This is a genomic window from Oxalicibacterium sp. (assembly GCF_057353965.1).
This window is the reverse complement of record NZ_JBMQZD010000004.1, coordinates 94866-116827: the sequence shown is the minus strand read 5'-3', so window position 1 is coordinate 116827 and position 21962 is coordinate 94866. Positions and strand designations below refer to the sequence as shown.

Here is a 21962-nt window from a genome sequence, read left to right as displayed (position 1 = left end):
TTGATTCAAACCTGCTTCAACGATGAGGCATCATAGAGAAAAAGCGGCGAGCGAATATTTCACACTGTATCTGCCGCGCTTTTTCACCGATGTGCGGTTTACCTTTACAACATGGCCTTTTCGATGCCGTTACGAGCCTTCACTTTATGAGAATGAAGCAATGTACATAAGACTCAAAACAATCAATAAAACATCAATTCGTCTCATCCGCTCGCCCCACACGTCGCGTTCCTTTCAGAGAAATCCCATATCCATGGGATGCCCATCCACTTGGCAATCCCGCATGCTTCGCGCCATCGTTTTACCTGTCCACCGCCATGGTTCGCGCACCGTTCAGGCAAATCTTCAACCCTTCCGACGCTATTCCCTGGCATGACGCTGGCACTCGTTTCCCACGCTGCTGACGATTCTCACACCTTGCGCATCTGGGTCGGTATCGCTCATCGCGAACCGGATGCCGCATCGACATGGCTGATTGACGGCAAACCCGTACAAGCGGCAACGCTGCGCGCCCTGAGAGCCTGGCGCATTGACGGTTGCAGGCCGTTTCATTCCGGCGTCTTCGAATTGCACGGACTGCAGCCAGCCACCCGATACGAAGTGACGCTGAAGAACGGCAAGGAAACCGTTGTGCGCACCATGCAGACGCTGCCTGCTGCCGTGCCCGCCTTGGACGGCGGTAGTTTCAACCTGCTGTTGCTATCCTGCTTCCATGGCGCACAGGATGCGACCGGCATCGCAGGGCGAGAGCTGGCAACGCTGAAGCCTCGTCCCGACCTCACCATCCTGGCCGGCGATCAGGTCTACCTCGATCTGCCGACGCTGAGCGATTTCCGCGACGAGCCTGCTTGGCTGCAACGTAAATTCCAGCAGGACTATCTGATCAACTGGTTCGGCGCGCCGCAACAGACACCGGCGCCACGTGACATCCCGGCCGGCTTTCCGCAGATCCTGTCGCTGGCGCCAGTCGTCACGCTGCCGGATGATCACGAATACTGGAACAACGCGCCCTTTTCCAGCCCCATCATCCAAAACAGCTGGACCGAAGCCGGGCGCAGAAACTGGAGCGATGCCGCCGAACTTGCGTTCGAGATGTTCCAGAACGGCAGCGCGCAGCCGATGGGCACGCCGCGCCGCATCGATATCGATCCACTGTCCTTCCTCGTGCTCGATACGCGCAGCACGCGCAACCGCGGACAGGGCGACCAGCCCGACAGCAAATCGATGCGTCTGGCCGCCGGCGATCTGCTCGGTGCGCAAGGACGCGACGCATTGCGCGACTGGGCCGATACGCTGATCGCTACTGCAGACGATGCGCAACCGAGATACGGCGTGCTCGTCACCGGCCAATCGCTGTTCGCAGAAGCGGCCGGCGAACTGCGCGGCAATCTTGCCGATTTCGAATTCCCCGATTATCCGGAAGACTATCGTTTCATCATCGAACAGATCGAACGCATTTCGCACGCCGGCCTGCCCGTGTTATGCCTGACTGGCGACGTGCACTGGGGCCGCATTCTGCGCGCCGCCGGCCCGTTCGGCACGGCACCCGTCTTTGAAGTGATTTCTTCGCCGACTTCGCTGGTAGAAAGTGTGGGAGCCGATCAGGTCGCACTGGCTATCGACGGCATTCGTTCATTATTCGGTCAATCGCGTCCATGGCCGCGCCACCACGATGCCAAGCTACCGCCACCGCGCTTCGGCATGACGGTGAGCTATGCGCCCGATATCCTGAACAATGACGCCGGCGAACAGGCTGCGATGCGCGGCAACATGGCGCTGATGCTGCGCTTCTGCCGCATCGGTCCGGCGGTCGATGTCGAGATCGACTATCTGCCGCTACACAAGGACCGCACCGTCAACGTGCGTGAAAAATGGCAGCTCGCCTTTCGTTTGCGACCATCGCAATAAGCCGCTCAAAAACGCATGAAACAAGTCATATGAAACAAGCCGGATAAAACGAACCGCATAAAACAAGCTGCTATAGAACAAACAGCGTAACGACAATATTCACAGGGGGAAAACGATCATGGCCGCCATCAACCGCAATTCGCCCGCCAAGGGTGCCAACCCGCACGTGGAAAAACTGGAACGCCGCTCCGCGAAGGAAAACAATCTTGCCTGGATCGCACGGGCGATGAAAAAGAGCCCGCTGGCAGAAAGCGGCGATAGCGCGCTCGTACTGCTGACCGGCGGCAGCGATCCGCTGTCGTTCCGTCTGCGCCTTGCACAGGCGCATGTGCGTCCCGATCTGTCGACCAGCGCGTGGTCCGCGGCGTATTTCATCCCGTCATTGAAAGCGGATATCGGCGCAAGCGAAACCATCGGCGTGTCACTCGCACCGACCGAATGGTATCCGCCGTTCGGCTACGCATCGACGACCAATGCGATTCAGCACGGCAAGCTGTCACAGCTTGCATCGCCGGAATTCCTGCCGAATCTGGCGCTGCTCTCCTTCCCCGTCGCCGCACAAGACATCCACAAGAGTCTGGCGCGACTCGAAACCGAACGCCTGACGATCGATCTCTCCGCATTGCTGCTGCGCTGGATACAGTACGCCTGGGGCACGGGCATTCCCGCCAACCCGCTCGGCGACGGCGTCGGCATGCCGTCGGCCGCGATGCTGGAAACCGCATTCGCCGCCAACGGCTTCGACCTGACGCCCGGCCTCGAAAGCCGCTCCAGCTGCCCCGAAGCGATTTGGCAGGCGGCACGCTGGTGGCACGAGTATTACGGCAAGAGCGACAAGCGCGTGCTGGGCGCGTTCGTTGCGCCGCATGGATTCGTCAATGAAATGTATTACAAGGAATGACATAGCGCGGCTTCGCCCCTATCATTTCCTGGAGTCGGTCTCCGTTCATCACGACACAGGCAGCGAATACCATGAAAATGCACGCGACATCACGGGATAGCGAATACGCCTCGCAGACGCGCTCTTCGTTCGCTCACGGCGGGACGACAACATTTCCAGAGCAGCGTGTGGCGACAGCGCAGCGCCGGCACAACCTGCTGGCCGACAACAGCCAGCAGGTTGTGCGACAAAAGGCCCTGCAACGTATGGCGGCAGCGCAACACGAGTCGACGGCAGCACCCCCGATGGAGAACCGCACAGGTCTGCCGGACAGTCTGAAATCCGGCATCGAATCCCTGTCGGGGATCTCGATGGATCATGTTCGCGTTCATTACAACTCCGCACAGCCTGCCCAGGTGAACGCTCTCGCCTACGCGCAGGGGTCAGACATTCATCTGGCTCCCGGCCAGGAGAAACACCTTCCTCACGAAGCATGGCACGTCGTGCAGCAAGCCCAGGGGCGCGTACGCCCGACCATGCAGATGAAAGACGGCATTACCGTCAATGACGATACCGGGCTGGAACGAGAAGCCGATGTCATGGGAGAAAAGGCGGCTCAGCTCAAATTCTCTGCAAACATGATTACCAATGATTTGCCGCACGCCACCTTGTCCGTGGGTATGCCGCGACAATATGCGCAAGGCGGCATCGTCCAGCGCCACGTTCTGATCGGCTCGATGATCAAGGGACAGGACAACCCGACACAAATCAATGCGGGACCATGGGCGAACTTCCCCGTGACCCACGTTTTCGATGCCGGCACACACCGCGGCAACATGGAAAACGCGACGAGCGGCGCCACATTCGCCTGGGATGGCACACGCGATCTTCTTGCCGCCAATATCGCAAGAATCAGGAACGCCACCGGTTACGAAGACGATAATCCGAATTTCCAGGTTGTCGTCAACGCCAACACATACAAGACGCCCGGATTCGACAGCATTCCGCAAAGCTATCAATTCGGTCCCATGCACGCATTCGGCAGCGGATGGTCGCTGTCATACAATCTCACGCCATTTGCCCAGACGGCGAATTATTCAGATGATTACGCTGCCGTACTGGATGCCTGGGAAAATCTGCCGCGCGATCCGTCCGTCAACCACCAGCAGCAACAAACGTTGGGGCGAGACAATGCCCGTCACGTCCTCCGCCATCTTTCCAAACAGTACTGGCTCGCCAACAAGAACTTCGTCATCCCGCATCGCGGCCTGCGCAATCTTGCCCTGGAATATATCCACACATCCGGCCTGATCGGGACGATGCAACATCAGGTGGGAGAAACGGATGGCGAAGGACGATTCGTCTCCATCATTCATCTGGACGACGACATGCAAGTGGAAGACGGCGACGTCATCGCCAATATTCTTTCCACCGCCGAACCGCGTACGCAGGATAGGACAGGAAAACGCTCCGGCAGTCCAAGGAAAGGAGTCGTCTTTTCCGCACCGGGATACATCTATCAGCAGGAAGACAATCTGCTCGAATACACGGCCAGCATTCTCAGTCACATCGCCGGTCGCGTGGTCAAAGGCTCCTATCCTTCGGAACCCGGACTTACCGTCACCTACGATTACGGCATCCATGACGACGTCTGGTCCAACTTCCTGCTCAAATCTCCCTGGGGAAACGAGAACGCCAATCTTCATGAACTGCAGTCCTATGGCAACAAGCAGAACAAGGCACGTGTGGAGTCCAAGGAAGGCCGCGCCTTCTCCTATCAGTATGCGGAATACCTCACCCAATACCGGGGAGCACCGCAAAGCACGAAAGTCGCCAACAAAGTGCCCATTCGCAGCTCGAATTATTTTTCGGTTTCGATGAGTGGCGTCGCCCGCGACGAAATCGTCAAGGAACAGCGTGATGTTTCAAACCTGAATGCCCTGCAGGTTCAGGAACTCATTCTCACGTATATCAAGCGAAACAAATACCATCCGGCCGGCGGTTCTTCGAAAGAGGCGAAAAGCTTTCTCGACAAGGTTTTGCCGCGAGTCGCGACATTCGTTCATTCGGTGCTTGGCGAACAGCTGGATGAAGGGGCAAAGCAACAGAAAATCCTGACGACCCTCGAAGGAATCAGTAACGAAGGCTACAAGGAGATGATGCAAGGTGAGCGTACCTACGATATTTCCTCCTCCGAAAACCTGAATTGGCCAAAGAAAATCGTTGCTCGAATCGATCCAACCATCCCTCTGGACAATGCACAAAATCTGCAATTGTGCGCAAATGCCATTGCATTCTGGATCGAAGAAGCAATCAAATTTTTACCCGACCTGGAAGAAGAAATCAGCGATCTCGTTTCCGATTGCGTGGCCGAATATACGGAAACGCATTCTCCCGATAATGAAGAAATTCCCGAGATTCTCGATTTCCTGGTTGCCGAAATTGTCTATGGAGAAAGTTACGTCGAGGCATGGAACGATTTGAGACAAAACCCGAAATACCACGACTACGTCATTGCATTGGGGAAATAGGAAATAGCAACAAATGACATGGTTTGTGCCATGCCGTACATAGCCCTTTTTCGATTCCGCGTATTTTTCGGATAGCGAAGATTGTTTTTCTGACATGCCATCCCTATTTGATTAAAAGGAGGCACGTTGCAAGACAGCCTCCGCTCATGAAGTGCGAAGTCCGAAAAGGAGGCCATCATGTCCACCGTCATGGATACCATTCTTCCCGCCAGAAAGCCCGTCGGCGGCGATCTCGTTGCACAGAAGGCAGAGCCGCTTGTCATCCGCGAAGGCGATTGGCAAGCCTATCTCGCCCGCACCGTCGACATGTATTCCGATACCCATGAACTTGCCGATCTCGAAATCTTGGCCGAATACAAGCGTCAATGCGCGTTCGACTATCTGGGGAAACGCGCCCAGAAACAGGGCGGCATCTGCAGCAAGAAACCCCGCGTCCTGTCGGCGGAAGTCGTTGCACGGTTGGAGGAAAGCAATCGTGCCAAACGTTACGCACGCTACCCATGGATCGAAAAGCTGCTGAAGCTGATGGCGGAAATCGAACGGCTGCAGGAAGAAAACGCCGGCTCGCCCAATGTGTTTTCACTGGTGCAGCCGACGCGCAACTCATGACGGCTTGCAGCTGGGCGCAATCCACTATGTCGGATACGCTACCGTCACAGAAAACATGCACCTGAAAGCGGAGTGCCATCTCCGCAGTGCATAAAAAACTCCCGCAATCGCGGGAGTTCGTTTTTGTTCAAGAAGAACAGCATCATTCACGCCGGCTTCCTTCGGATGGCCTGCCTTGCGGCCCGCGATTCTGCACATGCTGCTGCGACCTTGCATGTTCGATGCGCTGCTGTGGCTGCTGCATCTGACGAAATTGTTGTTGCTCACGCTGTTGCATCTGCTGCTGCGAACGGCGCATCTGTTCCTGCTGCCGTTCGCGCTGAACATTCTGGTCGCGCTGGCGTTGTATCTGCTGATTCTGGCGCATCTGCTGCTCACGCTGATCGCGGTTCCACTGTTCCCGCTGCTGCTGTGCCTGTCGTTCGCGTTGTTCCTGCCCCTGTCGCTGATGTGCGCTGCGTACTTGCTGCTCATGCTGCTGTTGCTGTTGCTGCTGCCATTGCTGTTCGCGTTGCTGGCGCTGCAGCTGATCCCTCTGCTGTTGCTGCGTACGATCGATCTGCCGCTGCGAATTGTCGCGTGCGAAACCGGACTGCGAACCCGTACTGGATAACCGATGCGGATCGCCCGCACGATTATCGGAACGGCCGCTATCGCCGTGGCGCATTTCGTTCCGTGAACGATCATGCACACCGCCCGCATCGCGTGACGAAACAGTCCCGTTGCCCCGGAATTGTCCCGGCCTGTCTGTCGCAGCAATCGGCGGCTTGCCGCGATTGAAAGACGCACGCTGCTCGCGGTTGCCGAACGCTTCGCGTGCATGCTGAAGCTGTGCCTGCGTCGGTGCTATGTGCTTCTGGCGCGCATAGTTTCGCTCGCGTTCACTCGGCCGTACGCCAACGCCGCCACGGCCGCCGTTGTAGCTGACGCGATTGACGGTCACGTTGTTGATCACGGTCTTGTTGTAGACATGCGTGATATGGCGATTGCCGAAGTTGTTGATCGAACGGTTGTAGTAGAAAACGTTGTGCCGCCAATAGCCGCCGTAATAACCGGAGCCGGTATAGCCGTAACCGTAATTGATGCCACCGTAGAAGCCGACCTGCGGCCCCCAGTAGCCCGGAAAGAAAATATAGATACCGTTGCGCCAGGACCAATAGCCCGGTGTCCAGAACAAGCCCACCGAAGGCGGCAGCACCCAGGTACCCGGCACCCAGTAATAATCGCCATCCTCATAAGCCCAGTATCCCGGTTGCCAAATATAGCCGTTGTCCGGAATCGGCGGCTGCACGTAGACCGGCAACGGCGGCGGTGCCGTCGTAATGGAGAGATTGACGTAGGTTTGCGACCATGCCGATGCAGATGTCATCAGGCAGAGTGCGAGGGCAATGCGCATCAAGCGCACACGATAACTGCTCACAATGGCTCCTTTAGGGTCTTGATGCCGACTATTGGATTAATCTTGTTATTTCGAGGTCTCTGCAAGATGGGGAGTTCCTACCCTGTTTTTCTCAATCGAAACAAAGTGTAAAACCTTCAAACGATGCCGTCCGGAAATAATCGAGGCCAATCCGGCATGACTGTGCCAAATTGTCCTGGGGCCATATGCCCTAGGGCTTTATGCCTACTACACTTTGTGCGTTTCACTGCCTAGAATGAGTTTCAGGTTTTCCAACGAGGTGTCACCAAAGGACGCATCATGTTTGGTCTGTCTGCTCTCGATCTTGCGCGAATCCAGTTCGGATTCACGATTTCGTTCCACATCATTTTCCCCGCCATCACGATCGGATTGGCAAGTTATCTGACCGTACTGGAAGCCTGCTGGCTGCGCACGCGCAATCAGGTATATCGCGATCTGTATCACTTCTGGTTACAAATCTTCGCGGTCAACTTCGGCATGGGTGTCGTCTCCGGCATCGTGATGGCTTATCAGTTCGGCACCAACTGGAGTTACTTCTCCGACTTTGCCGGCTCCATCACCGGGCCGTTGCTCGCATATGAAGTGTTGACGGCCTTTTTTCTCGAAGCGGGCTTTCTCGGCGTCATGCTGTTCGGCTGGCATCGCGTCGGCGAAAAACTGCATTTCTTCTCTACCGCCGCCGTGGCCGTCGGCACCTTGATTTCCACCACATGGATTCTTGCGTCGAACAGCTGGATGCAGACGCCGCAAGGCTACAGCATCGTCGACGGCCGTGTCGTGCCGACCGACTGGCTGCAGGTGATTTTCAATCCCTCTTTTCCGTATCGTCTGATGCACATGAGCGTGGCCGCCTTTCTCGCCACAGCACTGTTCGTCGTCGCATCGGGAGCCTGGCATCTGCTGCGCGGCAACGACAATCCAGCCATCCGAAAAATGGTCGTCATGGGATTGCTAATGATCGCCGTCGTCGCGCCGATACAGGCGCTGATCGGCGACCTTCACGGCCTCAACACGCTGAAGCATCAACCTGCCAAGATTGCCGCAATCGAAGGTCACTGGCAGGACGACGGACACCCCGGCACGCCGCTGATTCTGTTCGGCCTGCCCGATATGGAACGTGAAGAAACCCGCTTCGCCGTCGAAATACCGCGGCTGGGCGGCCTGATCCTTGCGCACGAATGGGATGGCGAAATTCCCGGCCTGAAGGACTTCGACAAAGCAGACCGCCCCAATTCGACCATCGTCTTCTGGACCTTCCGCATCATGGTGGGACTGGGCATTTGCATGATCCTGCTTGGCATCGTCGGGATGATCATGCATCGACGCGGCACGCTTTGGAACAATCGACTATTCCTGCGTTGTGCGGTACTGATGGGGCCAACCGGCCTGATCGCGATCCTGGCCGGCTGGTATACGACTGAAATCGGTCGGCAACCATGGACCGTGTACGGCGTGTTGCGCACGGCCGATTCGGTGTCGCGCCACAGCGCAGATCAGCTCGGTCTGACACTGGTGCTGTTCGTCATCGTCTATTTCGCCGTGTTCGGCACCGGCATCGGTTATCTGATGCGCTTGGTGCGCGTCGGCCCGAAACCGAATGAAAGCGACGAACCGGAAGGCGGCGGCCCCGGCCAGCATCAACAGCAGATGCGGCCACTATCCGCCGCTGCAGCGGCCAAACCAGGCGCGCATTCACTTTCGCAGAGGAGCTGAGCGATGGGTATCGATCTTTCTCTTATCTGGGCTGTCATCATCCTGTTCGGCATCATGATGTATGTGGTGATGGACGGCTTCGATCTCGGCCTCGGCATCCTTTATCCGTTCTTCAAGGAGAAGGAAGAACGCGACGCGATGATGAATACCGTGGCGCCGGTATGGGACGGTAACGAGACATGGCTGGTACTCGGCGGCGCTGGCCTGCTGGCCGCATTCCCGGTTGCGTATTCGGTGATCCTGTCGGCTTTCTACCTGCCGATCATCCTGATGCTGCTAAGCCTGATTTTTCGTGGTGTGGCATTCGAATTCCGATTCAAGGCACTGGATCACGAACGGCATTTCTGGGACAAAGCATTCATCGGCGGCTCGATTGCCGCCACGTTCTTCCAAGGCATGATTCTGGGTGCATACATCCAAGGCATTCCGGTGGAAAACAATGTCTTTGCAGGCGGTGCGTTCGACTGGATTTCACCGTTCTCGATCTTTACCGGCTGCGGTTTGCTGGTTGCATTTGCGCTGCTGGGCAGCACTTGGCTGATCTGGCGTACCGAACATGCGTTGCAACGTCGTGCCTACGCGATCACTCGATGGCTGGTATGGGCGTTGCTGGCCGTCATCGCCATCATCAGCATCTGGACGCCGCTGGCCGATGCGCGGATCGCGGAACGCTGGTTCAGCTTCCCGAATATCTTCTGGTTTGCGCCGGTGCCATTGCTGGTCGCCGTCTGTTCCTGGATGCTGCTGCGATCGATCAAAAACGGCGCCGACCTGATGCCGTTTGTGTTGACGCTAATCCTGATCTTCCTCTCCTACAGCGGCCTGGGCATCAGCCTGTTTCCCAACATCGTTCCGCCATCGATCGACATCTGGCAGGCATCGTCGCCGCCGCAAAGCCAGGGCTTTACGATGGTCGGCGCGCTGCTGATCATCCCGATCATTCTCATGTACACGGTGTGGTCCTACTATGTGTTCCGCGGCAAGGTTAAACCGGGGGAGGGATATCACTGATGCGCACGCAATCGAGAATATCCACGCCCTCTTCGCTGTGGAAGAGACTGGGATGGCTGGTGGCGATATGGGCTGCCAGCGTGCTCACGCTCGGTGTGGTTGCGCTGCTGCTTCGGCTGATAATGCATGCGGCCGGGATGACTGTCTGAACATATTGCGCCACAGTGGGCTTGGCAGTGTTTCGACAAACGACATGTTCTTCAATGTCGAGAGTCTGCCGGCACCAGCCGGCCGCAGCAATTCCTTAACTCTGCTATAGTGTGCGGTCTGCTGGCGAATCGCCTTTTTGACCAAAGCCGGGATGACATATCCCGCCTCTTTCATTCGGCACATATCATTGCGTTCCATTTGTGCCGACCGCCTTCGTTGCTTGATTTCATCTCACCGGCGTATTTGATACGCCGCGATGTTTCCGCAGTATCCGCGCCAGTCTGTGCTCGCAAGCCAGACGAGGCTTTTCACATCATCGCTAAGCTGCTTGCCAATCGCCGAAAGCGGCGTGGACCACGAGGCTCGACCGGCATCAGCTACAACTAGCGTACTCAACATTGGAGAACCATGGCCAAAGAAGAAATGCTTGAAATGATCGGACTCGTCGCTGAAGTCCTCCCTGATTCGCGTTTCCGCGTCGACCTGGAAAACGGACATCAACTGATCGCCTACACATCCGGCAAGATGAAGAAAAACCATATCCGCATCCTCGCCGGAGACAAGGTCTCCATCGAACTGTCGCCCTACGATCTCAGCAAAGGTCGCGTCACCTTCCGCCATCTGGAAAAACGTGGTCCAGCCCCGACAACCGGATATCGTCGTCGCTAGACATTTTGTTGACATGCATAACCGGTACGCCAGATATCTTGCGCGTATCGGTTAGCGAGGCAAATCGTGCATAGGTAAGATTGATTTATTTGAGAGATGTCTGGGTACATGCCGTCCATGGTTGCACCGCAATCTTCCACACGTAGATGGCTGGTTGCTATCAAGACTGTCCAAATCAGCGCAGTATAGAAGCGATACTGCCAAATACAAGAATCCGATCTGTCCGAGATCAGTCGAAAAAGAATGAGTACAATCGGATAAGATATCAGGCAAGTCTTTGTAAATCGTTCGCCACGAATTTTTGAACGTTCATTTCACCCATCAGTCACACGAACATTGTCACCTGCGCGCATAGCCCCGACATTCACGGACGCTCGTCGATTTCCTGGGTGGCAATTCCAAAGGAGACTGACATGCTCAACAGCAAGGAACCGATCGCAATGGTCGCCGTCAAGGATATACAGGTCGCGGCGAAATTCTAAGAAACCACACTTGGGCTACAAAAGGAATCAGTAGAAGGCAACGAGGTGATTACCTATCGTTGCGGCAATTCGCGAATCAACGTTTACCGATCACAATATGCCGGCACAAACAAGGCGACGGCATTGGTATGGAATGTCGGCGACGATATCACCAGCATTGCGCGCACGCTAAAGGAAAAGGGCGTCACCTTCGAGCATTACGATCTGCCGGAGCTGACGCGAGAAGGTGACCTTTATGTCGGTGGCGATATGAAGGTTGCCTGGTTCAAGGACCCGGACGGTAACATACTTAGCCTCGTCTCCGGTTAGTCACTCATAGCAGCGCTGTCGCATTGCGGCAGTCTGGATTCGCCTGCATTCCGCAGCTGCCGTTTCGCTTGCGAGCACAACCTCCCGAATCACCTGCAGGGACCAATCAGCCGACTTCCTTTTCTTCGCCCAAAACAAAAAAGCCCGCATAAGCGGGCTTTCGTATTCCTGGCGGAGAGAGGGGGATTCGAACCCCCGATAGGCTATGAACCTATACACGCTTTCCAGGCGTGCGACTTAAACCACTCATCCATCTCTCCTGATTCGGTTCGCCGATGGATTTGGCGAAGCCGTGGATTATAGCAAAAGTTTGGCGAAACGCTAAACCCGTCAGGCAAATACGGTTCCTCCCTGAAAACGGGGAAAAGAACCGGCCCTGCCCTTTAAATCACGCCTTGCGCCAACATCGCATCCGCCACCTTGACGAAGCCGGCGATATTGGCCCCGTTGACGTAATTCACGCGACCCGAAGCATCTGTGCCGTATTCGACGCAGGAACGATGAATGCCTTGCATGATTTCCAACAGGCGGGCATCCACTTCCTCGCGTGTCCACGACAAGCGCATTGCATTCTGCGTCATTTCCAGACCCGAAGTGGCGACGCCGCCCGCGTTGCTGGCTTTGCCCGGCGCATACAACACGCCGGCATGTTCGAAGGCTTCGACGGCCTCGATGGTGGATGGCATGTTTGCACCTTCGGCGACGCAAATCACACCGTTCTTGATCAGCGTTTTCGCATCCTCGCCGTGCAGTTCGTTCTGGGTTGCGCATGGCAGCGCCACGTCCACAGGCACGTGCCAAGGAGTAGCACCTGCGACGAATTTCGCACCGACGCGCTCGGCATACTGGTTCACGCGGCCGTAGAGATGGTTTTTCACTTCCATCAGGATCGACAGCTTCTCCGGCGTGAAACCGTCCTCGTCCACGACCGTGCCGCTCGAATCGGAAACGGTCACGACCTTTGCACCCAGCTGCATCGCTTTTTCAACCGCATATTGGGCAACGTTACCCGAACCGGAAACGGAGACGCGCATGCCCTGCAACGAGCGGCCGGTTTTCTTCAGCATTTCCTCGGCAAAGTAGACCGTGCCGTAACCGGTCGCTTCCGGACGGATCAGGGAGCCGCCAAAGCTCAAGCCTTTTCCGGTGAATACGCAATCGGAACGATTCGACAGCTTTTTCATCATGCCGGCCATGTAGCCGACTTCACGACGACCGACGCCGATATCGCCGGCGGGGATGTCGGTATCCGAGCCGATGTGACGGAACAGTTCGCTGATGAATGCCTGGCAGAAGCGCATGACTTCGCCCGGGCTCTTGCCTTTCGGATCGAAATCGGCGCCGCCCTTGCCGCCGCCCATCGGCAACGTGGTCAGGGAATTCTTGAAGGTTTGTTCGAAGCCCAGGAACTTCAGGATGGACAGATTCACCGACGGGTGAAAACGAATGCCGCCCTTGTACGGGCCGATCGCCGAATTGTGCTGAATGCGGTAGCCGCGATTCACCTGCACGTCGCCATGGTCATCCACCCATGCCACGCGGAACATGATCACGCGTTCCGGCTCGACCAGACGATCGAGCATGCCGTGTTCCGCATACTGCGGATGCTGCTCGATGTAGGACCAGACGCTTCCAATGACTTCGCCGACCGCCTGCAGAAATTCCGGTTGTCCCGGGTTACGTGCGGCAACGGCATCCAGAAATTGTTGTGGCTGCTGGTATTTCATTATTGACCTTCCTTGCTCCTGATAGATGTAGCGAAACGCAGCTCGCCAAAGACATTATCGTTTTAAAAGTGAAAAAGGCCTCCCCAATTGGAGGCCTTTCATGACGAAGAGAGAAACTCGAGCGACAGTCTGTGAATCTGCACACGCCTTCCGGCGACTAAATTTCCATCTCTCCTGATCCAATTCGCCAATGCATGCGGCGAAAGCGGGAATTATAACGAAAATTTAACGACCGCCAAACCGGCTTCTACGAAACATCGTTCCCAATAAAAAAGCCGCCGTTCGATACGGCGGCTCTTTCCAAAGCAGACATTCACAAGAGTTTCATTGCATCTGCTCCATTACGCTTGTTTTATTGGGCCTGTTTCAGCTGCTCCAGAATCGCCGGATTCTCCAGCGTGGAAATATCCTGCGTGATTTCCTCATCCTTCGCAATCACGCGCAACAGCCGGCGCATGATCTTGCCGGAACGGGTCTTCGGCAGGTTGTCGCCGAAGCGAATTTCACGCGGGCGAGCGATCGGACTGATCTCCTTGGCAACCCAGTCGCGCAATTCCTTGGCGATGGCCTTGGCGTCGTCGCCTTCCGGGCGGGTGCGCTTCAGGACGACGAAGGCGCAGATCGATTCACCGGTGGTGTCGTCCGGTTTGCCGACGACAGCCGCCTCGGCCACGATCGGATTGGCGACCAGCGCGGATTCGATTTCGGCGGTGCCGAGACGGTGGCCGGAGATATTCAGCACGTCGTCGATACGGCCGGTGATCGTGAAGTAGCCGGTTTCTTCGTTACGGATCGCACCATCGCCGGCCAGATACGTAGTGCCGCCCAGTTCCTGCGGGAAGTAGCTCTTCGTGAAGCGCTCCGGATCGTTCCAGATATTGCGGATCATCGACGGCCATGGCTTCTTGATGACCAGCAGACCGCCCTTGCCGTTCGGCAGATCGTGGCCGGCATCATCGACGACGGCTGCGGCAATGCCCGGCAGCGGCAGCGTGCAGGAACCCGGCACCATCGGCGTCGCGCCCGGCAGCGGCGTGATGACGTGGCCGCCGGTTTCGGTCTGCCAGAACGTATCGGCGATGGGGCAGCGCTCGCCGCCGACGTTCTTGTAGTACCACATCCAGGCTTCCGGATTGATCGGTTCGCCGACCGAGCCGAGCAGGCGCAGGCTGGACAGATCGTAATTGCGCGGATGTGCCTTCGGATCGGCTTCGGATGCCTTGATCAGCGAGCGGATCGCGGTCGGCGCGGTATAGAAGATGCTGATCTTGTGGCGCTGCACCATGTCCCAGAAACGGCCGGCGTTCGGATACGTCGGCACGCCTTCGAACACGATCTGCGTCGCACCGCAGGCGAGCGGGCCATAGGTGACGTAGGTGTGGCCGGTGATCCAGCCGATATCGGCGGTGCACCAGTAGATGTCTTCGGGCTTGATGTCGAACGACCATTTCATCGTGAGCATCGACCACAGCAGATAGCCGCCGGACGAATGCTGCACGCCCTTCGGCTTGCCGGTGGAACCGGACGTGTAGAGGATGAACAGCGGGTGCTCTGCACCGACCGGCACCGGCTCGCATTCCGCCGATTGCTTCTCCACCAGGTCATGCAGCCACAGATCACGGCCTTCGACGAATTTGATTTCCGCGCCCGTACGCTGATAGATGACGACCTTGCGGATCGTGTCACAGCCGCCCATGTCGAGCGCTTCGTCGACGATGGCTTTCAGCGGCAACTGGCGGCCGCCACGCACCTGATAGTCGGCCGTCAACACGGCGACAGCGCCGGCATCGATGATGCGCTCCTGCAGCGACTTGGCGGAGAATCCGCCGAACACGACCGAGTGCGTGGCGCCAATGCGCGCGCAAGCCAGCATCGCGGAAATGCCTTCGATGGACATCGGCATGTAGATGACGACGCGATCGCCCTTCTGCACGCCGAGCGATTTCAAGCCGTTGGCGAACTTGCCGACGCGTTCGTACAGTTCACGATAGGTGACGCTGCTGACCTTGGCGTCGTCGGATTCGAAAATCAGCGCAGTCTTGTCGGCGTTGCCGTTGGTCAGATGGCGATCCAGGCAGTTGGCTGCGACGTTCAGTTCGCCATCCTCGAACCATTTGTAGAACGGCGCGTTGGAAGCATCGAGCCGCTTGGTGAACGGCTTGGTCCATTGAATATTCTGTTGTGCGAGGCGCGCCCAGAAGCCTTCGTAGTCTTCTTCTGCTTCTGCGCACATTGCGCGATAGGCATCCATGCCGCTGATGGCCGCGTTGGCAACGAAATCGGCAGGCGGATCGAAAACGCGCTGCTCCTGCTTGAAACTCTCGATGTCGGACATGTTCTCCTCCGGTTCCTTATCCTTTGGCGGCCACAATAAACTTTTCCGCTTACTGAAGCCTTACATAAAACTTACTGAAAAAACTTACTGCGCAACTTACTGCAAATCCTTGCCGCAAGTGCTGCAAAAAATTCATTGAAAACCGCCGCTCGGCGCGTTTCCGAACCGCCGCGAAAGCGCGGATGCGCGTGTAAAATGCGGCATTCCGTTTGTTCGCCATTGCCTTTGCGCACCTCATGAAATCTTCTGCAAATCACGAAAAATCCGCCGCTTCCTTACGTATCCATCCGCTGGCCGGCTTCATCTTTGCGACGCGCTGGCTGCAACTGCCATTGTATCTCGGGCTGATTCTTGCACAATGCGTCTACGTTTATCACTTCTGGGTAGAGCTGACCGTCCTGATCGGCGCAGTGCTCGGCAGCCCCGATGCCCTGAAGCACATTCTTGACGTTGTCACCATTCCCGGTGCCGCACGGCCCGAAGCATTGACCGAGACAACGATCATGCTGGTAGTACTGGGCCTGATCGACGTGGTGATGATTTCCAACCTGCTGATCATGGTGATTGTCGGCGGCTACGAAACCTTCGTGTCGCGTATGAACCTGGAAAACCATCCCGATCAGCCGGAATGGCTGTCGCACGTGAATGCATCCGTACTGAAAGTGAAACTGGCAACGGCAATCATCGGCATTTCGTCCATCCATCTGCTGAAGAGCTTCATCAATGCCCAAGCCTACGATGCCAAGACGCTGATCGCGCAGACCGCGATCCACGTCGTTTTCTTGTTATCCGCAATGGCGATCGCCTATGCCGATCGCATCATGGCCGATACACATGCCATGAACAACGCGCATTAATCCATTCGCCGGCCCGCCATCCCTCATCCATCTCTAGCCGAAACCGCCATGACTACCATCCAGAAAGACGACCTGATCGAATCCGTTGCCGCCGCGCTGCAATACATCAGCTACTACCATCCGCAGGATTACATCCAGCACTTGGCGCGCGCTTATGAGTCGGAGCAAAGCCCGGCGGCGAAGGATGCCATTGCGCAGATCCTGACGAACTCGCGCATGTGCGCCGAAGGCCGCCGCCCGATCTGCCAGGACACCGGCATCGTCAACGTCTTCCTGAAGATCGGCATGGACGTGAAGTTCGCCGGTTTCGGCAGTAACGAATCGATCACCGACGTCGTCAACGAAGGCGTGCGCCGCGCTTATCTGCATCCGGACAACACGCTGCGTGCATCGGTCGTCGCCGATCCGCAGTTCGAGCGCAAGAACACGAGGGACAACACGCCGGCCGTCGTGCACATGGAACTGGTGCCTGGAAACACGGTGGACGTGCAGGTCGCAGCCAAGGGTGGCGGCTCGGAAAACAAATCGAAATTCACGATGCTCAATCCGTCCGACTCGCTGGTCGACTGGGTGCTCAACACCGTGCCGCAGATGGGCGCCGGCTGGTGTCCACCGGGCATGCTGGGCATCGGTATCGGCGGCACGGCCGAGCGCGCAATGCTGATGGCCAAGCAGTCGTTGATGGAAGACATCGACATGGTTGAGTTGCGCAAGCGCGGCCCGCAGAACAAGACCGAAGAACTGCGCATCGAACTGTGCGACAAGATCAATGCGCTCGGCATCGGCGCACAAGGCCTCGGCGGCCTGACCACGGTATTGGACGTAAAGATCATGATGCATCCGACGCACGCCGCGTCGAAACCGGTCGCAATGATCCCGAACTGCGCAGCGACGCGCCATGCGCATTTCGTGCTGGACGGCTCCGGCCCGGTCTACCTGGACCCGCCTTCGCTGTCGGACTGGCCGGATGTGAACTGGATGCCGAATACCGAGAAATCGAAACGCGTGAATCTCGATACGCTGACGAAGGAAGAAGTCGCTTCGTGGAAGCCGGGCCAGACGCTGCTGCTGAACGGCAAGATGCTGACCGGCCGCGACGCCGCACACAAGCGCATCCAGGACATGCTGGCGAAAGGCGAGCAACTGCCGGTCGATTTCACCAACCGCGTGATCTACTACGTCGGACCGGTCGATCCGGTGCGCGACGAAGTGGTCGGCCCGGCCGGCCCGACGACGGCCACGCGCATGGACAAGTTCACCGAGATGATGCTGTCGCAGACCGGCCTGATCTCGATGATCGGCAAGGCCGAGCGCGGTCCGGTGGCAATCGAGGCGATCAAGAAACATCAGTCCGCCTATCTGATGGCAGTCGGCGGCGCGGCGTATCTGGTCTCGAAGGCGATCAAGAATGCGAAAGTGCTGGGCTTTGCCGATCTCGGCATGGAAGCGATCTACGAATTCGAGGTCAAGGACATGCCGGTGACAGTCGCCGTCGATGCGACCGGCACCTCGGTCCACACGACCGGACCGAAGGAATGGAAGGAAAAGATCGAGAAGATCCGTCTGAACGAGATTCCGGTTTCGGCCAACTGATTTCCCGACGATTCCATCGACTGTCCGCCATTCATATAACGTGAGTTTTTCTCCCTACCCTGATCAGGAAGCGGCCGAGGCGCCGATCGGCTTGTTCGATTCCGGCGTCGGCGCGCTTTCCGTGCTGCGCCACGTGCAGGCGCGCCTACCGTCCGAGCATCTGCTGTGTTTCTGCGATTCCGGTCATGCGCCATACGGCGGCAAAAGCGATACGCAAATCATCGCGCGTACGCTGGCGATCGCCGATTTCCTGCTGGAGAAGAAGGTCAAGGCGATCGTCGTCGCCTGCAATACCGCGACGGCTGCCGCCATCGAAGCATTGCGCGCACGCCATCCGGACCTCATCGTCGTCGGCGTCGAACCCGGCCTGAAGCCGGCGGCCGTTTTCAGCAAGAGCGGTATCGGCGGCGTGCTGGCGACCGCAAGTACGCTGGCGAGCAGCCGCTTCATCGCACTGCGCGACCAGATCACCGCATCAACTGGCGTGCGCTTCCTGATGCAAGCCTGCGTCGGCCTGGTCGAACAGATCGAAAAAGGCGAACTGGATTCGCCGGAAACGGTCGCCATGCTGGAGCGCTACGTCACGCCCATCCTGCGCGGCGGCGCGGACACGATCGCGCTAGGCTGCACGCACTACCCTTTCGTACAGCCGGCCATCGAAGCCATCGCGCAGCGCGAAGGCGCCGACCCGATCACCATCATCGATACCGGCGAAGCCGTTTCGCGCCAGCTGGAACGCCTGCTGCAGCAACGCGGCCTGCAGCGCTTCGAAACCCGGCCCGGTTCGCTGCAGGCGTTCACGACCAGCAGCCAGGCGCAGCTGGAACACGCGTTTTCGGCCCTGTTGCAGCAGACCCCGCCAATCACCGCCGTCGCGCCTTGAAACCGCCGCCGGCAGCGGTCCGCAAGGTAAATTTATTTGGTTTGCCAGCCGCAGGGGAAGTTTGTATAATGGCGAGCTTCGCTGCATCTGTAGCGGAAATTGCAAGTTGTATCGCAATGGTGGCCGTAGCTCAGTTGGTAGAGTCCAGGATTGTGATTCCTGTCGTCGTGGGTTCGAGTCCCATCGGCCACCCCACCTCCCCCATCTTTTTCCCTGACCAGTCTTTTCCGTTTCACGGAAAGAACTGATTTCCCTTGCCTTTACCCATACTGCGCATCTGCAGCCATGACTGCGCCGGTACGGCCTGTCGATGACTTTTTCGGCAATCAATGTCGCGGATTTTGTCGTCCGGGCCGGCATTCGCTCGGGAAAATGTCCACCAACCGGTCTCTGAAATGCCGGTCTCAGTTCGGTATCGCACCGACCCTTCAACCGGATTCATTCCATAAATGAGATGCGCTGAAGACACAAGAATCCCTCGGAAGATTGTGCGACGCGCCGCAATCCTTTACCCTGCGAATGATGCCGATCCGAGACGGACAATGAAGAACCCTCCATCGAACGACAATTTCAACGACGAAGAACGGTTCCGCACACTGGTTTCCGCCATCAGCGACTACGCAATCTACATGCTGGATCCGTCCGGCCATGTCGTCAGCTGGAATGCCGGTGCACAGCGGTTCAAGGGCTATGAAGCGCACGAGATCATCGGCCAGCATTTCTCGCGCTTTTACACGCCGGAAGATCTCGCCAACGGCCTGCCGGAAAGAGCATTGCGCATCGCTCTCCAGGAAGGCAAATATGAATCGGAAGGCTGGCGCAGACGCAAGGATGGCACCTGTTTCTGGGCCAGTGTCGTCATGCATCCTGTATTCCGCGATGGAGCGCTGATCGGCTTCGCCAAGATCACACGCGACATCACCGAACGCGCCGCCACTGCCGAAGCGTTGCGCCGCAGCGAACAGCAGTTCAGCCTGCTGGTGCAGGGTGTCACCGATTACGCAATCTATATGCTGGATGAATCCGGGATCATCACGAACTGGAATTCCGGCGCACAGCACATCAAGGGCTATACGGCCGAAGAAGTGATCGGCACGCACTTTTCGCGCTTTTATACGCCGGAAGAACGGGAAGCAGGCCTGCCGGACAACGCATTGAAGATTGCTAGGGAAAAAGGACGTTACGAACAGGAAGGCTGGCGCGTACGCAAAGATGGCTCACGCTTCTGTGCGCATGTCGTCATCGATGCCATCCATGACGAAAATGGCGTACTAGTCGGCTTTGCGAAAGTCACGCGCGACATCACCGAACAACGCGCAGCCAGCGATGCCTTGCACAAGGCAAACGCTGCCCTGTTCCAGTCTCAGAAAATGGAAGCACTGGGCAAGCTGACCGGCGGTATCGCCCATGATTTCAACAACCTGCTCGGCGTGATTTCAAGCGGCATCGATATGCTGCAACTGCAAGCACGCGGCGACAGCCGCACGCTGGACAGCATGCGCCGTGCCGTCGAACGCGGCGCCGAACTGACGCAGCACCTACTAGCGTTTGCCCGCCAGCAACCATTGCAGTCGAAGAAGTGCGATCTGAACGAACTGATTGCCGGATTCGAGTCGGTATTGCGCCGTGCCGGTAATTCGTCCATCCATTTCGAAATCCGCTTGCAACAAGATTTGCCACCATCGTTGATCGATGCCACGCGCTTCCAGACCACATTGCTGAATCTCGTCATCAATGCACGCGATGCCATGCCGAAAGGAGGCAATCTGACAATTGCCACCTATGGCGTGCAACTGGACGAACAGGAAATCGGCATGCTGCCCGCCGGTCGTTACACGAAGATAACGATCGACGATACCGGTTGCGGCATGACGCCCGACGTCATGGCTCGCGTCTTCGAGCCTTTCTTCACGACGAAGGAGATCGGCAAGGGCACAGGCCTCGGATTGAGCCAGGTCTATGGCTTCATCGCGCAGTCTGGCGGCGATATCGTCGTTTCCAGCACTCCGGGGCAAGGGACGCAGTTCTCGATGTATTTGCCGGCGGTCGACGGCGAAGCCATTGCACACGACAAACGCGAAGAATTGCTGGAAACCGTGCTGATCGTCGAGGATGACGCCGACCTGCTGGAAGTCGCCGCCGAGTTGTTCCGCGCGATCGGTTACGTGGTCTATACCGCCGGCAGTGCGAAAGATGCGCTGGATATACTGGAACGCAACAGCGACATCGACATTCTTTTCAGCGACGTGATGATGCCCAACGGCATGAGCGGTATCGAGCTGGCACGGCTGGTGCGCAAACGCTATCCGCACATGAAAACCATTCTGGCATCCGGCTATGCATTACCGGCACTGAAATCCGAGCACGCGGATCTGGACGGCTTCCTGTTCATCAACAAGCCCTATCAGCTGTCGGACGTCGCAAAGAAATTGCGGCAAGCTGCCTGATTCTTTGCACACGCAGCATCAATCACCTTTCAAGGAGAACGCATGAACCGCAAGAGTCGCATCGCCATCCTGTTCGCCGCTTCCACCGTCATCTGCATGCAGGCTGCACATGCGCAATACGCCGGGCCGGGCAGCCAGCCCGCACATGCCACGGTAGCCGACGTGCTGAAGCATCCTGTCGACGACCAACCGGTCGTGCTGCGCGGCTTCCTGACGAAACAGGTGGGCAAGGAGAAATATCTGTTCTCCGACGGCACCGGCGAAATCCGCGTGGATATCGACAACAAGCGCATGGCGGGCCAACGCATCGACGAAAAGACCAAGATCGAACTGCACGGCGAAGTGGAAAAGGATTTCATGGAAAGCCCGGAAATCGACGTCGACAGCCTGGTTATTATCAAATAAGGCTTCCACTTCGGAATTGGAATCTGCCGCTCT

17 protein-coding genes and 2 tRNA genes are annotated in these 21962 nt (G+C 57.3%); 15 read left to right on the top strand and 4 right to left on the bottom strand.

Annotation, left to right across the window (positions count from 1 at the left end):
* Window positions 1–372: 372 nt before the first annotated feature.
* The 4 genes from ACO1VH_RS06995 (at window position 373) to ACO1VH_RS06980 (ending at window position 5928) form a co-directional block, all read left to right on the top strand.
* Window positions 373–1908, top strand: coding sequence for an alkaline phosphatase D family protein (locus ACO1VH_RS06995; protein ID WP_486243789.1), 1536 nt, complete (start codon window positions 373–375; stop codon window positions 1906–1908).
* Window positions 1909–2026: 118 nt separating this feature from the next.
* On the top strand, window positions 2027–2809 hold the full coding sequence (locus ACO1VH_RS06990) for a hypothetical protein (protein ID WP_486243788.1): 783 nt from the start codon (window positions 2027–2029) through the stop codon (window positions 2807–2809).
* Between the two features lie 71 nt (window positions 2810–2880).
* Window positions 2881–5319, top strand: a complete 2439-nt coding sequence (locus tag ACO1VH_RS06985) for an eCIS core domain-containing protein (RefSeq protein WP_486243787.1) — start codon at window positions 2881–2883, stop codon at window positions 5317–5319.
* 177 nt (window positions 5320–5496) lie between these two features.
* Window positions 5497–5928 (top strand): hypothetical protein, encoded by a 432-nt coding sequence (locus tag ACO1VH_RS06980; protein WP_486243786.1) that lies wholly within the window; start codon window positions 5497–5499, stop codon window positions 5926–5928.
* Window positions 5929–6070: 142 nt separating this feature from the next.
* Here ACO1VH_RS06980 and ACO1VH_RS06975 read toward each other — a convergent pair whose 3' ends face one another.
* Entirely contained in the window at window positions 6071–7348 is a 1278-nt protein-coding gene (locus ACO1VH_RS06975) for a YXWGXW repeat-containing protein (protein ID WP_486243785.1), read from the bottom strand.
* A 279-nt stretch (window positions 7349–7627) separates the two neighbouring features.
* Between ACO1VH_RS06975 and ACO1VH_RS06970 the strand changes: the two genes are divergently transcribed.
* The 5 genes from ACO1VH_RS06970 (at window position 7628) to ACO1VH_RS06950 (ending at window position 11682) form a co-directional block, all read left to right on the top strand.
* On the top strand, window positions 7628–9061 hold the full coding sequence (locus ACO1VH_RS06970) for a cytochrome ubiquinol oxidase subunit I (RefSeq protein WP_486243784.1): 1434 nt from the start codon (window positions 7628–7630) through the stop codon (window positions 9059–9061).
* A 3-nt stretch (window positions 9062–9064) separates the two neighbouring features.
* Entirely contained in the window at window positions 9065–10072 is a 1008-nt protein-coding gene (cydB, locus tag ACO1VH_RS06965) for a cytochrome d ubiquinol oxidase subunit II (protein WP_486243783.1), read from the top strand.
* Window positions 10072–10221 carry a DUF2474 domain-containing protein gene (locus tag ACO1VH_RS06960; RefSeq protein ID WP_486243782.1) on the top strand — a complete coding sequence of 50 codons (150 nt, stop codon included), beginning with the start codon at window positions 10072–10074 and terminating at the stop codon, window positions 10219–10221. Before cydB ends, ACO1VH_RS06960 begins: the two co-directional genes overlap by 1 nt.
* A 409-nt stretch (window positions 10222–10630) precedes the next feature.
* Window positions 10631–10891 carry a translation initiation factor IF-1 gene (gene infA / locus ACO1VH_RS06955; RefSeq protein WP_486243781.1) on the top strand — a complete coding sequence of 87 codons (261 nt, stop codon included), beginning with the start codon at window positions 10631–10633 and terminating at the stop codon, window positions 10889–10891.
* A gap of 527 nt (window positions 10892–11418) precedes the next feature.
* A complete protein-coding gene (locus ACO1VH_RS06950) occupies window positions 11419–11682 on the top strand; it encodes a VOC family protein (RefSeq protein WP_486243780.1) in 264 nt (87 codons plus the stop codon).
* Between the two features lie 169 nt (window positions 11683–11851).
* Here ACO1VH_RS06950 and ACO1VH_RS06945 read toward each other — a convergent pair.
* From ACO1VH_RS06945 to acs, 3 genes are all read right to left on the bottom strand, one after another.
* Window positions 11852–11942: transfer RNA gene (locus ACO1VH_RS06945), tRNA-Ser, on the bottom strand.
* Window positions 11943–12065: 123 nt separating this feature from the next.
* Window positions 12066–13409, bottom strand: coding sequence for an NADP-specific glutamate dehydrogenase (gdhA, locus tag ACO1VH_RS06940; protein WP_486243779.1), 1344 nt, complete (start codon window positions 13407–13409; stop codon window positions 12066–12068).
* Window positions 13410–13761: 352 nt separating this feature from the next.
* Window positions 13762–15744, bottom strand: a complete 1983-nt coding sequence (acs, locus tag ACO1VH_RS06935; RefSeq protein ID WP_486243778.1) for an acetate--CoA ligase — start codon at window positions 15742–15744, stop codon at window positions 13762–13764.
* A gap of 236 nt (window positions 15745–15980) precedes the next feature.
* Here acs and ACO1VH_RS06930 point away from each other — a divergent pair, with 236 nt between their 5' ends.
* The 6 genes from ACO1VH_RS06930 to ACO1VH_RS06905 all read left to right on the top strand — a co-directional run bounded on the left by ACO1VH_RS06930 (window position 15981) and on the right by ACO1VH_RS06905 (window position 21929).
* Complete coding sequence (locus tag ACO1VH_RS06930; RefSeq protein WP_486243777.1) at window positions 15981–16601, top strand: YqhA family protein; 621 nt, start codon at window positions 15981–15983, stop codon at window positions 16599–16601.
* A 48-nt stretch (window positions 16602–16649) separates the two neighbouring features.
* Window positions 16650–18194, top strand: coding sequence for a fumarate hydratase (locus tag ACO1VH_RS06925; protein WP_486243776.1), 1545 nt, complete (start codon window positions 16650–16652; stop codon window positions 18192–18194).
* A gap of 40 nt (window positions 18195–18234) precedes the next feature.
* Window positions 18235–19077 carry a glutamate racemase gene (gene murI / locus ACO1VH_RS06920; protein WP_486243775.1) on the top strand — a complete coding sequence of 281 codons (843 nt, stop codon included), beginning with the start codon at window positions 18235–18237 and terminating at the stop codon, window positions 19075–19077.
* Between the two features lie 119 nt (window positions 19078–19196).
* Window positions 19197–19272 (top strand) — tRNA-His (locus ACO1VH_RS06915).
* A 347-nt stretch (window positions 19273–19619) separates the two neighbouring features.
* Window positions 19620–21524 carry a hybrid sensor histidine kinase/response regulator gene (locus tag ACO1VH_RS06910; RefSeq protein WP_486243774.1) on the top strand — a complete coding sequence of 635 codons (1905 nt, stop codon included), beginning with the start codon at window positions 19620–19622 and terminating at the stop codon, window positions 21522–21524.
* A gap of 42 nt (window positions 21525–21566) precedes the next feature.
* A complete protein-coding gene (locus tag ACO1VH_RS06905) occupies window positions 21567–21929 on the top strand; it encodes a NirD/YgiW/YdeI family stress tolerance protein (protein WP_486243773.1) in 363 nt (120 codons plus the stop codon).
* Window positions 21930–21962 lie beyond the last annotated feature (33 nt).

Excerpts from the sequence above, each read along its gene's own strand:
- ACO1VH_RS06985 (WP_486243787.1), top strand. The coding sequence starts at position 2,881 with ATGAAAATGCACGCGACATCACGGGATAGCGAATACGCCTCGCAGACG.
- ACO1VH_RS06930 (WP_486243777.1), top strand. The coding sequence starts at position 15,981 with ATGAAATCTTCTGCAAATCACGAAAAATCCGCCGCTTCCTTACGTATC.
- infA (WP_486243781.1), top strand. The coding sequence starts at position 10,631 with ATGGCCAAAGAAGAAATGCTTGAAATGATCGGACTCGTCGCTGAAGTC.
- ACO1VH_RS06990 (WP_486243788.1), top strand. The coding sequence starts at position 2,027 with ATGGCCGCCATCAACCGCAATTCGCCCGCCAAGGGTGCCAACCCGCAC.
- ACO1VH_RS06980 (WP_486243786.1), top strand. The coding sequence starts at position 5,497 with ATGTCCACCGTCATGGATACCATTCTTCCCGCCAGAAAGCCCGTCGGC.
- ACO1VH_RS06970 (WP_486243784.1), top strand. The coding sequence starts at position 7,628 with ATGTTTGGTCTGTCTGCTCTCGATCTTGCGCGAATCCAGTTCGGATTC.
- ACO1VH_RS06960 (WP_486243782.1), top strand. The coding sequence starts at position 10,072 with ATGCGCACGCAATCGAGAATATCCACGCCCTCTTCGCTGTGGAAGAGA.
- ACO1VH_RS06910 (WP_486243774.1), top strand. The coding sequence starts at position 19,620 with ATGAAGAACCCTCCATCGAACGACAATTTCAACGACGAAGAACGGTTC.
- ACO1VH_RS06905 (WP_486243773.1), top strand. The coding sequence starts at position 21,567 with ATGAACCGCAAGAGTCGCATCGCCATCCTGTTCGCCGCTTCCACCGTC.
- ACO1VH_RS06925 (WP_486243776.1), top strand. The coding sequence starts at position 16,650 with ATGACTACCATCCAGAAAGACGACCTGATCGAATCCGTTGCCGCCGCG.
- acs (WP_486243778.1), bottom strand. The coding sequence starts at position 15,744 with ATGTCCGACATCGAGAGTTTCAAGCAGGAGCAGCGCGTTTTCGATCCG.
- ACO1VH_RS06995 (WP_486243789.1), top strand. The coding sequence starts at position 373 with ATGACGCTGGCACTCGTTTCCCACGCTGCTGACGATTCTCACACCTTG.
- gdhA (WP_486243779.1), bottom strand. The coding sequence starts at position 13,409 with ATGAAATACCAGCAGCCACAACAATTTCTGGATGCCGTTGCCGCACGT.
- cydB (WP_486243783.1), top strand. The coding sequence starts at position 9,065 with ATGGGTATCGATCTTTCTCTTATCTGGGCTGTCATCATCCTGTTCGGC.